The 12,953-nt window shown below is 69.9% G+C and carries 14 protein-coding genes; 9 read left to right on the top strand and 5 right to left on the bottom strand.

Annotated elements, in window-relative coordinates:
* Window positions 1–41: 41 nt before the first annotated feature.
* Entirely contained in the window at window positions 42–833 is a 792-nt protein-coding gene (locus VYL96_RS03325; RefSeq protein ID WP_061227399.1) for an SDR family oxidoreductase, read from the bottom strand.
* A gap of 78 nt (window positions 834–911) precedes the next feature.
* Here VYL96_RS03325 and VYL96_RS03320 point away from each other — a divergent pair, with 78 nt between their 5' ends.
* The 6 genes from VYL96_RS03320 to VYL96_RS03295 all read left to right on the top strand — a co-directional run bounded on the left by VYL96_RS03320 (window position 912) and on the right by VYL96_RS03295 (window position 5,988).
* Window positions 912–1,688, top strand: a complete 777-nt coding sequence (locus VYL96_RS03320; protein WP_131885707.1) for an enoyl-CoA hydratase family protein — start codon at window positions 912–914, stop codon at window positions 1,686–1,688.
* 114 nt (window positions 1,689–1,802) lie between these two features.
* Window positions 1,803–2,660, top strand: a complete 858-nt coding sequence (locus VYL96_RS03315) for a CoA transferase subunit A (protein ID WP_243699675.1) — start codon at window positions 1,803–1,805, stop codon at window positions 2,658–2,660.
* Window positions 2,660–3,430, top strand: a complete 771-nt coding sequence (locus VYL96_RS03310; RefSeq protein ID WP_061227402.1) for a CoA-transferase subunit beta — start codon at window positions 2,660–2,662, stop codon at window positions 3,428–3,430. The genes VYL96_RS03315 and VYL96_RS03310 overlap by 1 nt, the downstream gene beginning before the upstream one ends.
* Window positions 3,427–4,509 carry an NAD(P)H-dependent flavin oxidoreductase gene (locus tag VYL96_RS03305; RefSeq protein WP_061227403.1) on the top strand — a complete coding sequence of 361 codons (1,083 nt, stop codon included), beginning with the start codon at window positions 3,427–3,429 and terminating at the stop codon, window positions 4,507–4,509. Before VYL96_RS03310 ends, VYL96_RS03305 begins: the two co-directional genes overlap by 4 nt.
* A gap of 161 nt (window positions 4,510–4,670) precedes the next feature.
* Window positions 4,671–5,264, top strand: coding sequence for a hypothetical protein (locus VYL96_RS03300; protein ID WP_061227404.1), 594 nt, complete (start codon window positions 4,671–4,673; stop codon window positions 5,262–5,264).
* A gap of 166 nt (window positions 5,265–5,430) precedes the next feature.
* On the top strand, window positions 5,431–5,988 hold the full coding sequence (locus VYL96_RS03295; RefSeq protein WP_061227405.1) for a hypothetical protein: 558 nt from the start codon (window positions 5,431–5,433) through the stop codon (window positions 5,986–5,988).
* Between the two features lie 85 nt (window positions 5,989–6,073).
* Here VYL96_RS03295 and VYL96_RS03290 read toward each other — a convergent pair whose 3' ends face one another.
* From VYL96_RS03290 to VYL96_RS03275, 4 genes are all read right to left on the bottom strand, one after another.
* The gene (locus VYL96_RS03290; RefSeq protein ID WP_061227406.1) at window positions 6,074–7,243 is read right to left on the bottom strand and encodes an acetyl-CoA C-acetyltransferase; all 1,170 of its coding nucleotides are present in this window, start codon (window positions 7,241–7,243) and stop codon (window positions 6,074–6,076) included.
* Between the two features lie 27 nt (window positions 7,244–7,270).
* Window positions 7,271–7,852, bottom strand: a complete 582-nt coding sequence (locus tag VYL96_RS03285; protein ID WP_061227407.1) for a TetR/AcrR family transcriptional regulator — start codon at window positions 7,850–7,852, stop codon at window positions 7,271–7,273.
* Between the two features lie 147 nt (window positions 7,853–7,999).
* Complete coding sequence (locus VYL96_RS03280) at window positions 8,000–8,806, bottom strand: SDR family oxidoreductase (RefSeq protein ID WP_061227408.1); 807 nt, start codon at window positions 8,804–8,806, stop codon at window positions 8,000–8,002.
* On the bottom strand, window positions 8,803–10,050 hold the full coding sequence (locus VYL96_RS03275; protein WP_061227409.1) for an acyl-CoA dehydrogenase family protein: 1,248 nt from the start codon (window positions 10,048–10,050) through the stop codon (window positions 8,803–8,805). The genes VYL96_RS03280 and VYL96_RS03275 overlap by 4 nt, the downstream gene beginning before the upstream one ends.
* Window positions 10,051–10,128: 78 nt before the next feature.
* Between VYL96_RS03275 and VYL96_RS03270 the strand changes: the two genes are divergently transcribed.
* From VYL96_RS03270 to VYL96_RS03260, 3 genes are read left to right on the top strand one after another with little or no spacing between them, the layout of a single operon-like run.
* Window positions 10,129–10,983, top strand: a complete 855-nt coding sequence (locus tag VYL96_RS03270; RefSeq protein WP_061227410.1) for a mycofactocin-coupled SDR family oxidoreductase — start codon at window positions 10,129–10,131, stop codon at window positions 10,981–10,983.
* A 39-nt stretch (window positions 10,984–11,022) separates the two neighbouring features.
* The gene (locus VYL96_RS03265; protein ID WP_131885706.1) at window positions 11,023–12,666 is read left to right on the top strand and encodes an AMP-binding protein; all 1,644 of its coding nucleotides are present in this window, start codon (window positions 11,023–11,025) and stop codon (window positions 12,664–12,666) included.
* Window positions 12,663–12,935, top strand: coding sequence for a hypothetical protein (locus tag VYL96_RS03260; RefSeq protein ID WP_243699673.1), 273 nt, complete (start codon window positions 12,663–12,665; stop codon window positions 12,933–12,935). The genes VYL96_RS03265 and VYL96_RS03260 overlap by 4 nt, the downstream gene beginning before the upstream one ends.
* The last annotated feature ends 18 nt before the right edge of the window (window positions 12,936–12,953 follow it).

Here is a 12,953-nt window from a genome sequence, read left to right as displayed (position 1 = left end):
GATGTCTCCTTTGTTGAGGTGGGCGGTGCGGGTGCTGTGGGTCAGTGCTTGTTCGCGGCGGTGGAGGCCGCCAGGAACGCGGGCTTCTCGCCGCCGCCGTGGACCAGCAGTTCGGCGCCGGTGATATACGCGGCCAGGGGCGAGGCGAGGAACGCGGCGGCGCGGCCCACGTCGACCGGCTCGGCCATGCGCCCCATGGGGATGGTGGCGTCGACGGCGGCCACCCCCTCGGCGTCGCCGTAGTGCATTTCGGCGAGCTCGGTCTTCACGGGTCCGACGACGACGGAGTTCACGCGCACGAGCGGGGCCCATTCGACGGCCAGTGACCCGGTGAGCGAGTCGATGCCGGCCTTGGCCGCGCCGTAGGAGGCGGTGCCGGGCGACGGCCGGTGGCCGGAGACCGAGGAGATGTTGACGATCGCGCCGCCGGTCGGGCCGCCGGGGCGGTCGGCGGTCATGGCCCGGTGGGCTTTCTGCGAGACGGTGAGCGCGGACAGCAGGTTGAGGGCCACGATCTTGGAGTGGAAGTTCGCGCTGGCGTCGGCGGCCAGCGCGAACGGGGCGCCGCCGGCGTTGTTGACCACCACGTCGAGCCGGCCGTGCTTGTCGACGATCGCGTCGATCATCGCCCGCACCGCCTCTGGGTCCCGGAGGTCGGCGGAGTGGAACTCGAGGTCCGCGACGTCGGAGCCCTCGTCCGCGGGTCGCCGCGCGCAGGTGACGACGACGGCGCCGGCATCGGAGAACACACGGCTGATTCCGGCTCCGACGCCCCGGACCCCTCCGGTGACGAGGACTACCTTCCCCGCCAGGCCAAGATCGATGTTCGTCATGCGTGCTAGCCTACCAAGCAAGCGTTTGGTTAGTCACCGGGCCGCCTCGGGCGGGCGGTAGCGTGCGAAGGGAGCACCATGGGCATCACGGTCGACAAGGGGGCTGACGGCATCGCGACCGTCACCGTCGACTATCCCCCCGTCAACGCCATCCCGTCCGCGGGCTGGTTCGAACTCGGCGAGCAGATCCTCGCCGTCGGCAACGACCCCGCGGTCCACGTCGTGATCCTGCGGGCCGAGGGCCGCGGCTTCAACGCCGGCGTGGATATCAAGGAGATGCAGGACTTCGAGGGCTTCGACCACCTGCTGGCCGCCAACCGCGGCTGCTACGTGGCCTTCAACTCCGTCTACGAGTGCGCGGTCCCGGTGATCGCCGCGGTGAACGGCTTCTGCGTGGGCGGCGGCATCGGGCTCGTCGGCAACGCGGACTGCATCGTCGCCTCGGACGACGCGGTGTTCGGCCTGCCGGAGGTGGACCGCGGCGCGCTCGGCGCGGCCACGCACCTGGCGCGCATGGTCCCGCCGCACATGATGCGCACCCTGTACTTCACCTCCCGCAACGTCACCGCGCAGCAGCTCCACAACTGGGGAACCGTGTACGAGGTGGTCCCCCGTGACCGCCTCGACGCGGCGGCCCGCGAGCTGGCGGAGGCGATCGCCGCCAAGGACACCCGCGTGATCCGGGCGGCCAAGGAGGCCATCAATCACATCGATCCGGTCGACGTGAAGTCGTCGTACCGCATGGAGCAGGGCTTCACGTTCGAACTCAACCTCGCGGGCGTGTCCGACGAGCACCGCGACGAGTTCGTCGCCACCGGAAAGAACCTGGACAAGCGTGACAACAAGCATGCGTGACAACAAGGCTGACGAGACGGCCGGAAGGACGGGCGAGAAGAAGTGACCACGACCCCCACCCCGCGCGACAAGCGCACGAGTCTGGACGATGCGGTGGCGCGCCTGGAGAGCGGCATGACCATCGGCATCGGCGGCTGGGGCTCGCGGCGTAAGCCGATGGCCCTGGTGCGCGCGATCCTGCGCCGCGAGGACCTCGCGGACCTGACCGTGATCACCTACGGCGGCCCGGACCTGGGCCTGCTGTGCTCGGCCGGCAAGGTCTCCAAGGCCTACTACGGTTTCGTCACCCTGGACTCGGCCCCGTTCTACGACCCGTGGTTCGCGCGCCGCCGCACCGAGGGCGCGATCATCGCCCGCGAGATGGACGAAGGCATGGTCCGCGCCGGGCTCACCGCCGCCGCGCAGCGCCTGCCGTTCCTGCCCACGCGCGCCGGTCTGGGTTCCGACGTCTTCCGCTTCTGGGGCGACGAGCTCAAGACCGTCGACTCGCCCTACCCGGTGGACGGCAAGACCGAGACGCTGGTCGCGATGCCGGCCCTGCGCATGGACGCGGCCCTGATCCACCTCGACAAGGCCGACAAGCACGGCAACGCCGCGTTCACCGGCGCGGACGGCTACTTCGACGACCTGTACGCCATGGCCGCCGACACCGTCCTGCTCGAGGCCGATGAGATCGTCGACTCCGCCGACGCTCTCATGAACGAGGTCGGACCGCAGCGCATGCTGATCAGCCGCATGTTCGTCGACACCATCTCAGAGGCACCGAATGGCGCCCACTTCACCTTCGCCGGTGGCTACGCCCGCGACGAGGCGTTCCAGAAGCACTACGCCGCGTCCGCGAAGGACGAGGACTCGTGGAAGGCGTTCGTCGACGAGTTCCTGTCCGGGACCGAGGAGGACTATCAGAAGGCCGTCACCGCGTTCGCGGAGAAGGCCGCTGCCGAGAAGGCCGCCGAGAAGGGAGCCAAGTGATGTCCGACGTCACCGCCCAGTCCGCCACGAGGGCCGAGTACTGCGCTGTCGCGTGCGCGGAGATCTTCGCCGGTGCCGGCGAGATCTTCGCCTCCCCCATGACCCCGATGGCCACCATCGGCGCGCGTCTGGCCCGGCTCACCACCGAGCCCGACCTGCTCATCACCGATGGCGAGTACCGCTTCCTCGGTCAGACCCCGCCGCTGGGCAAGACCATCGACTTCGAGGGCTACATCCCGTTCCCCCGCGTCTTCGACGTCCTGCAGGCCGGCACCCGCCACGTCGTGATGGGCGCCAACCAGATCGACCGGTTCGGCAACCAGAACCTATCCGCCTTCGGTGACGACGTGCAGAAGCCGACCCGCCAGATGTTCGGCCTGCGCGGGGCCCCCGGCAACACGATCAACCACGCCACCAGCTACTGGGTCGGCAAGCACTCCTCGCGCGTGTTCACCGAGAAGGTCGACGTGGTCTGCGGCATCGGCTACGACCGCTACACGGAGGGCGACCCGGCGTTCCGCTACCACCATCTCCACCGCGTGGTCTCCAACCTCGGCGTGTTCGACTTCGGCGGCACCGACCACAGCATGCGCGCGCTGAGCCTGCACCCGGGCGTGACCGCCGACGAGGTCGCCGAGAGCACCGGTTTCGTTATCGAGGGCCTCGCCGACGCAGCGGTCACCCGCGATCCCTCGGCCGAGGAGCTGCGCATCATTCGTGAGGTGCTGGACCCCCGCGGGTTCCGCGACCGTGAGGTGTCAGCCGCGTGAGCGCTCCCACCATCACGACCGCGTTCACCGAGCTCGTCGGCGTCCAATACCCCATAGTCCAGACGGGCATGGGCTGGGTCTCCGGACCCGAATTGACCGCCGCGACCGCCAACGCCGGCGGTCTGGGCATCATCGCCTCGGCCACGATGACCTACGCCGAGCTCGAGGACGCCATCGTGCGGACGAAGAAGCTCACCGGCAAGCCCTTCGGCGTCAACCTCCGGGCGGACGCCGAGGACGCCGCCGAGCGGTGCGAGCTGCTGATCCGCCACGGGGTGAAGGTCGCGTCGTTCGCCCTCGCGCCCAAGCCGGAGCTGATCGCCAGGCTCAAGGAGAACGGCCTCGTCGTCGTCCCCTCCATCGGTGCCGCTAAGCACGCCGTCAAGGTCGCCTCCTGGGGCGCCGACGCGGTTATCGTCCAGGGCGGTGAGGGCGGCGGACACACCGGCCAGGTCGCCACCACCCTCCTGCTCCCCAGCGTCATCGACGCGCTCGGCGGCGCGGGGAACACCTCGATCCCCGTCGTGGCCGGCGGCGGGTTCTTCGACGGACGCGGCCTGGTCGCGGCGCTGTCCTACGGCGCCGCCGGCGTCGCGATGGGAACACGGTTCCTCCTCACCAGCGATTCGCAGGTGCCGGACGCGGTGAAGAAGCAATACCTCGAGCGGGGTCTGCAGGACACGGTCGTCTCCACCCGCGTCGATGGCATGCCGCACCGCGTCCTGCGGACGGGCCTGGTCAACGCGCTGGAGTCCGGAAGCCCCCTCAAGGGGCTGACCGCGGCGGTGCAGAACGCTAATAAGTTCAAGTCCATGACGGGCATGAAGTGGCAGCAGCTCGCCAGGGACGGCCTCAACATGAAGAAGGCCACCGACCGCACCTGGCAGCAGATCGTCATGGCCGCCAACACGCCCATGCTGCTCAAGGCCGGCCTGGTCGAGGGCAACACCGATGCCGGTGTGCTCGCATCCGGGCAGGTCGTCGGCATGATCGACGACCTGCCGAGCTGCGACGAGCTGATCCAGCGGATCATGACGCAGGCACACGAGCGTCTCGCGGCGCTCCGCGCCCTGGGTTGACGGCCCGCTCGACCGTCGCCACCGACGCACCCGCACGGCCCTCTGGGTCGGCGGGTTCGTCGTATTTGGTGCGTACCCGGAACATGAGGGGAGTCTTGGCATATCCTGAGAAACGTCCCCGCACGCGCGGGCTCATATCCCCCACCCCTCCCGGAGGACCCATGACTTCTGTTCGTACCGCCGTCCGCGCGGCCGCCGTCCTCGGCGCCACCGCCGCCCTGACCGTCGCCGGTGCCGGCGCGGCGTCGGCCGCCACCGCATCGAGCCCTGTCGTCGAGGGCAACACGATTTCCATCACCTTCGAGAATGACGGTCTCGGAGATGTCGCTACCTGCGTCGCCGCCGTCGCACCCACAGCTGAAGCCGCAACCTTCGCCAGCAAGCTCGCCGCCATCTCGACCCTCGACCTCGGTGCAATCACCGAGCTTCTGAGTGGCGACACCGTCGCCACGTTCCTTCGCAGCCCGCTGAATTCACCCATCGCCAATGTCACTCTCGGCGACGTGACCGTCTCGGCCACGGTCGAGTCCGGCGTCTACTCCGCCGTTACCTACTGCGTGCCCGGCGAGCCGTCCATCACCCCGCTCGTCGTGGTCGGCAACCCGCTTGACGCAGCTCTCGGCAGCCTGGGCGCGATGAGCTCCGGCGAGGGTGCTGGCCTCGACACCCTCTCGTCCGTCCTCGGCGGAGGAGACACTGAAGGCGCACTCGACCTGGGCACTCTCTCTTCTGCACAGGGCGAGACCGAGAACTGACCTCAATCGCGCTAAATCGCGTCCCACGCTGCCCGGCCGGGTCCGCCCCGGCCGGGCATCGTCGTTCACCGGGCGGACGGCCTGCGCCTGTGTAACACTGAGCGCAACCTGAGCGACAGGTGTGATGAGCACCACCGACCATCCTTTACCTCACGTAGGACTGCCCATGTCCCTCGCAAAGAAGATCGCCGCAGGATTCGCCGCCGTCGGCATGGCCGCCGGCCTCACCGTCGCCGGCGCCGGTGCCGCGAACGCCGCGGTCCCGGTTCCGCACGTGTTCGGCAACCAGGTCGTCGTCGACATCACGCAGCCGCTGCCGGGCCAGACGTGCCTCGGCATGCTCGTCCCGCCCGCCGCGGGTGCTGACGTGGCCGGCGCGGCCATCGCCGGGGGCGGCGATCTCATGGCCATCATCCGGACGCTCGGCAACCGCGGCGACGTGGTCGCGCTGCGCGGCCCGGGCGTGCCCGGCATCTTCACCCTCCCCATGACGCTGCCCGGTCAGCCGGGCCGGCTGGTCGCCGAGAACGTGCCGTCCAACGTCTACGCGCTCGCGGTGATCTGCCTGAGCAACAACGGCCCGGCCGAGCCGCACCTGTTCCCCGCCGTGGTCGGCGGTCCGCTGGACGCGTTCGCCGGTAGCGCTGGTGGCAGCACCGGAATCACCCCCGCTCCCGTCCAGGGCGGCGGCACCACCGGCTCCCTCAACGGCCTCGGCTCCTGACGCACCGCATGCCCGGCCTCGCCGGCGCAGAGAGAAGGGCCCCGCACCGGGTGGTGCGGGGCCCTTCTCCATGTCAGTGGCGCTGTCAGGCGTCCAGTCGCTCGATGATCGTGACGTTGGCGGTGCCGCCGCCCTCGCACATGGTCTGCAGGCCGTAGCGGCCGCCGCTGCGCTCGAGTTCGTTGAGCATCGTGGCGAACAGCTTGGCTCCCGTGGCGCCGAGCGGGTGGCCCAGGGCGATGCCGCCGCCGTTGGGGTTGACGCGGGCCGGGTCGGCGCCCGTCTCCTTGATCCAGGCGAGGACGACGGGGGCGAACGCCTCGTTGATCTCCACGACGTCGATGTCGTCGATCGACAGGCCGGTCTTCTCCAGCGCCCACTTGGTGGCGGGGATCGGCGCGGAGAGCATCATCACCGGGTCGTCGCCGCGAACGGTGAGGTGATGGATGCGGGCGCGGGGCTTGAGCCCGTACTTCTCGACGGCCTCGGCGGAGGCCAACAGGCCGGCGGAGGCGCCGTCACAGATCTGGGAGGCGACGGCGGCGGTGAGCGAACCACCCTCGGCCAGCACCGGCAGGGAGGCCATCTTCTCGAGGGTGGTCTCCCGGGTGGTCTCGTCGGCCTCGAGGCCTGCCATCGGCACGTACTCGTTCGCGAAGCGGCCGGCGGCGATCGCGGCACGAGCGCGCTCGTGCGACTGGAGGGCCCACTTCTCCATCTCCTCGCGCGAGATGCCCCACTTGTCGGCCATCATCTGCGCGCCGTTGAACTGGGAGATCTCCTGGGAGCCGAAGCGCTCGACCCAGCCGGTGGAGCCGGTGAACGGGTCGTCGAAGCCGAACTCGCGGCCGGCGAGCATGGCCGAGGAGATGGGCAGGGCGCTCATGTTCTGCACGCCACCGAACAGGATGACGTCCTGGGTGCCGGACCAGATGGCCTGGGCGCCGAAGTGGATGGCCTGCTGGCTCGAGCCGCACTGGCGGTCGACGGTGGTGCCCGGCACGCCGAGCGGCATCCCGGCGGCGAGCCACGCGGAGCGGGCGATGTTTCCGGCCTGGGGGCCGATGGTGTCGACGCAGCCGAAGATGACGTCGTCGACGACCTCCGGGTCGATCCCGGTGCGCTCGACGACGGACCGGATCACGTGCGCGCCGAGGTCGGCCGGGTGCTGCCCCGACAGGCTTCCGGCGCGCTTGCCGACGGGGGTGCGGACGGCGTCGATCACGTAGGCCTCACGGCCGGTCACGCTGGTCATGGATCTCCTCGGGGTGGGTGAGAAAGGTCAGCCGACGGTGAGGCCGTCGAGAACGATGTTGAGGTACTGGTCGGCGATCGCCGCGTGGTCGTTGTCGTCGTCTGGCCGGTACCAGCGGACGGCGACCCACACGGTGTCGCGGAGGAAGCGGTAAGTCAGGCGCACGTCGAGGTCGCCCCGGAAATCCCCGGACTCCATCCCCCGCCTCAGCACGTCGGTCCACATCTCGCGGAACTCGGTGTTGCGCTCGCGCAGGTAGTCGAATCGCGGGTTGCCGCGGAGGTGCTTGAGCTCGTCCTGGTAGATGGCCACCTCGTTGCGGTCGCGGTGGATGGCCTCGAACGACGCGCGGACCAGCGCTTCCAGGGTCGCGCGCGGGCCGAGCCCGGAGCCGACGATCCTTCGGTACTCGCCGAAGAGCGCGTCGAGGAAGCCACGCAGGATCTCGTCGACGATCGCCTCCTTGGAGGCGAAGTGGTGGTACAGACTTCCCGAGAGGATGCCCGCGGCGTCGGCGATGTCGCGGACGGTGGTCGCGCGCAGGCCGCGTTCTGCGAAGAGTTCCGCCGCGATGGACAGGAGTTCCTCACGCCTGGTCGTACTGCTCATGCGCCCACACTACCAACCAAGCACTTGCTAGGTAACGGCGTGCCCTCCGCATCTCGTGCGATCGAGACGCCCTGGGACGCCAGAGCCCTGTCGCTCATGGTGTGGATAACATTCATCCAGCAATCCGGCTGGTTAGTGGAAGCGGCGTCAGGCGCGCTGCGAGGAGATGGAGACGACCTCACCGGTGAGGTAGGTGGTGTAGTCGCTGGCGAGCATCGCGATGGTGGCGGCGACCTCCCACACGTCGGCGGCGCGGCCGAAGGCCTCCTTGGCGGCGAGTTCGTCGAGCAGCTCGGCCGAGGCGGACTTCTCGAGGAACTTGTGGCGCGCGATGGACGGGGCGATCGCGTTGATACGCACTCCGAAGTCCGCGCCCTCGATGGCCGAGCACCGCGTCAGGGCCATGACACCGGCCTTCGCGGCCGCGTAGTGGGCCTGGGCGCGCTGGGCGCGCCAGCCCAGGACGGAGGCGTTGTTGACGATCACACCGTTGTGCGGGGCGTCGCGGAAGTAGCGCAGCGCGGCGCGGGTGGCGCGGAATGTGCCGTTGAGCGTGATGTCGAGGACGCGGTCCCAATCCTCGTCGGTCATGTCGACCAGCTCGGTCTCGCCACCCAGTCCGGCGTTGTTGATGAGCACGTCGATGCGGCCGAGCTTCTCGGCGGCGCCGGAGATCAGCGCGTCGACATCGGAGGTGGACTGCACGTTGCAGGTGATCGCCTCGAACTGCTTCTCGGGGAACTCCGCGGCGAGCGCGTCGCGGGCCTCGTTCATGCGCCGCTCGTGGAAGTCGGAGACCAGGACGTCGGCGCCCTCGAGCGCGGCTCGACGGGCCGCGGAGAAGCCGATGCCGGTGCCGGCGGCGGCCGTCACGATGACCTTCTTGCCCTTGAGCAGCCCGTGGCCCGGGGTCTCCTCGGGGACCGCTGCGAGGGGGGACTTGTGTTGGGTCATGACGGCCTGGCCTCTCGGGGTAGTCCGAGCACGCGCTCGGAGATGATGTTGCGCTGGATCTCGTTGGATCCGCCGTAGATGGTGTCGGAGCGGGTGAACAGGAAGAGTCGCTGCCACTGGGCGAGCTCGAGGTTCTCCGGGTCGCGGAGGTCGTTGGGGACGCCCTCGGAGGTATGGGTGGGCCCGGTGAGCGACTCGGCGCCCTGGACCTCCATCGCGAGTTCTCCCAGGTCGCGGTGCCAGTTGGCCCAGAGCAGCTTGGCCGCGGAGGCGTTGCCGCCGGAGGAGTCGCGCTCGGCGAGCGTGCGCAGCGCGTGGGCGCGGATCACCTTGAGGCCGATCCACGCGCGGGTGATGCGCTCGCGCACGGCGGGCACCTCGGCGCTGCCGTTGGCGCGCGCCATGGCGGTGATCTGCTCGAGTTCGCGGGCGAAGCCGACCTGCTGGCCGAGCGTGGACACGCCACGCTCGAACTCGAGCAGGGTCATGGCCACCTTCCAGCCCTCGCCGCGCTCCCCCACGATCATCTCCGCATCGGTGACGGCGTCGTCGAAGAAGACCTCGTTGAACTCGGAGGTCCCGGTGAGCTGCTGGATGGGACGGATCTCCACGCCGGGCTGGTCGAGCGGGACGAGCAGGAAGCTCAGGCCCTTGTGGCGGCTCGTCCCCTCCTCGGTACGGGCCACGACGAACGCCCACTGGCTCAGGTGGGCGAGCGAGGTCCACACTTTCTGACCGTGCAGGTGCCACTTGCCGTCCTCGCCCAGCCGGGCGGTGGTGGCGACGTTGGCCAGGTCGGATCCTGCGCCCGGTTCCGAATAGCCCTGCGCCCACAGTTCGGTGACGTCGATGATCCGCGGCAGGAATCGGTCCTTCTGCTCCCGGGTCCCGTGGGCGATCAGGGTCGGGCCGAGGAGCGTCTCACCGAGGTGGGACACCCGCGCCGGGGCGTCCGCCTTGGCGTACTCCTCGTGGAACCGCACCTGCTGGCTCAGCGACGCACCGCGCCCGCCGTGCTCGACCGGCCAGCCGACGCAGGTCCACCCCGCCGCCGCCATGTGCCGCTCCCAGGCGAGGCGTTGCGGGAAGAACTCGTGTTCGCTGCCGGGGCCGCCGACGCCCTTGATCTCGGCGAACTCGCCGACGAGGTTGGCATCCAACCAGGTGCGGAACTCCGCCGCGAACTCGTCGTCGGTCATCTCCGACGCGGGCGTGCACTTCTCGGGTGCCGAACTCTCGGTCATACGCCCACACTACCAAGCACTTGCTTGGTTTGCCGGAACCGCCCTCCGCCCACGCCGGGATCGGTTTGGATGACGCCCATGAACTCCCCGTCTCAGCCCCTGTCCGGCAAGGTCGCCTTCATCACCGGCGCCGCGCGCGCCCAGGGTCGGGCCCATGCGGTCCGCCTCGCCTCGGAGGGCGCGGACCTCGTCGTCGTCGACGTCTGCGCGCCGGTGTCCGGGTCCGCCACCTATCCCGCACCCACGCCGGACGACCTGGCCGAGACCGTCCGCCTCGTGGAGGAGACCGGCCGGCGCGCGATCTCGGCGGTCCTCGACATCCGCGACCTGGGCGCGCTGCAGGATCTCGTCGCCCGCACGATCTCCACCTTCGGACGGTTGGACATCCTGGTCGCCAACGCCGCCGTGCTCAGCTGGGGGCGACTGTGGGAGATGCCGGAGGACGACTGGGACACGGTCATCGGCGTCAACCTCAGCGGCACGTGGCGGACGATCCGTGCCGCGGTGCCGGCGATGATCGAGGCGGGAAACGGCGGGTCGATCATCATCGTCAGCTCGTCCGCGGGCCTCAAGGCGACGCCCGGGAACGGGCACTACTCGGCCTCGAAGGCCGGCCTGGTGGCGTTGACCAACGCCCTCGCACTCGAGGTGGGCGAGTTCGGCATCCGCGTCAACTCGATCCACCCCTACTCGGTGGACACGCCGATGATCGATCCCGAGGGCATGGCCGACCTCTTCGGCCGCTTCCCGTCGTTCCTCCACAGCTTCTCGCCGATGCCCCTGAAGAACGCCCGCGTGGACGGCGCGAGCACGCTCGCCGACTTCATGCCGCCCGAGGAGGTCTCCGAGGTGGTCTCCTACCTCGCCGGCGACGGTTCGCGGTCGATCTCCGGTGTCCAGCTCACGGTCGACCGGGGAGCGCTCAAGTACTGACGCCGCCAAACCAAGCACTTGCTTGGTAGGGTGCGGGCCATGAGCACCACCGTGGAGACCACCCCCGCCGCCCTGCGTCGCGCGGCCCGGTCGTGGCCGGAGCGCGAGGCGATCGTCGACGTGCAGCCCGGCCAGGACACCCGCTGGACGTGGGCCCACCTGCTCGACGAGGTCCGCCGGTTCGCCGCCGGCCTCGTCTTGCGCGGGCTCGCCCCCGGTGACCGCGTGGTGATCTGGGCGCCCAACACCCGCCACTGGGTGGTCGCGGCGCTGGGCGTGCAGTTCGCGGGAGGCACCGTCGTCCCTGCGAACACGCGCTACACCGGGAGCGAGACGCTGGAGATCATCCAGCGCACCCACGCGGTGGCGGCCGTGGTCGCGGGGACGTTCCTCGGCACCGAGCGGATCGTCGACCTCGTCGACGCCGCCGGGGCCACCGACGCCACCGGGGCCACCGGGGCCACCGGGGCCACCGGGGCCACCGCCGGCCCGCTCGCGGGGGCCACCTCGCTGCGCACGATCGTCCGCATCCCCCTCGACGCCGGCGATACGGTCCGCGCGGGCGCGGGCGCCGCCGGGGGCGTCGACGTCCTCGACTTCGACGACCTCCGCGCGCTGGCCACCGACGACCTGCTCGCCCGGGCCGACGCCCGCGCGGACGCGGTGACGGGCGACGACGTCGCCGACATCCTGTTCACCTCCGGCACCACCGGTAAGAGCAAGGGTGTCGTGGCCCTGCACCGCCAGACCGTCGCGGGCTCGCGCGCGTGGGGCTCAAACAACGGGCTGACGGACCGGGACGGCTACCTCATCGCCAACCCGTTCTTCCACAGCTTCGGCTACAAGGCGGGCTTCCTGGCGTGCGTCCTGTTCGGGGTGACCATCGTCCCGCTGTCGGTCTACTCGACCACCGAGACCATGCGGCTGATCCGAGACGAGAAGATCACGATCCTCACCGGTGCGCCGACGATCTTCCAGACCCTGCTCGACGACCCGGCCCGCGGCGACTACGACCTGTCGTCGCTCCGCGTGGCGGTGACCGGCGCGTCGGTCGTGCCGGTGGCGCTCATCGAGCGGATGCAGTCCGACCTGGGCCTGGAGACGGTTATCACCGCGTACGGACAGACCGAGACGATGGGCTTCATCACCACCACCCGGACCGGCGACGACGATGTCACGGTCTCCACCACGTGTGGCCGCGCCTACCCCGGCATGGAGATCCGCATCGGCGAGCACGGCGAGATCCTGACCCGCGGCGAGATGGTCATGCAGGGCTACCTCGACGACCCGGAGAACACCGCCAAGACCATCGACCCGGACGGGTGGCTGCACACCGGCGACGTGGGCGAGATCGACGCCGACGGCAACCTGCGCATCACCGACCGGCTCAAGGACATGTATATCAACGGCGGCTTCAACGTCTATCCGGCGGAGATCGAGCAGACCCTCGCCCGCCTGGACGGCGTGGTGGAGTCGGCCGTGATCGGCGTCCCGGACGACCGGATGGGCGAGGTCGGCAAGGCGTTCATCGTCCGCCGCGAGGACTCGACCCTCAACGAACAGGAAGTACTGGACTTCTGTAGAGAACAACTGGCCAACTTCAAACGGCCGCGGACGGTGGAGTTCGTCGAGTCACTTCCGCGAAACGCCTCGGGCAAGGTCCTCAAGACCGAGCTTCGATGAGCACCCCGGTTGGTCGGCGCCGCGCCGTGGTGGTCACCGGGGCGTCGGGCGGGATCGGCGCGGCGGTCGCCCGCCGCCTGGCCGCCGAGTTCCCCAACGCGCCGGTGGTGCTCGGGCACCGCTCGACCGAACCGGCCGGCCTGACCGCCGAGCTGGCGGCGCGGTCGAGCAACTCGTGCGCGGACTCGCCGCAGAGGAGGGACGCTTCGGGGTGCGCGGGGTTCATCTCGGGCCAGAAGCTCGACGTGGACGGCGGATACGGCGTCTGATCGGGACTGTCTGAACCG

Origin of the sequence: Dietzia maris, from assembly GCF_036287335.1 — a bacterium.
Lineage (GTDB): Bacteria > Actinomycetota > Actinomycetes > Mycobacteriales > Mycobacteriaceae > Dietzia > Dietzia cinnamea.
Note: the sequence above shows the minus strand (reverse complement) of the source record. Positions and strands in the feature narration are given on the sequence as shown.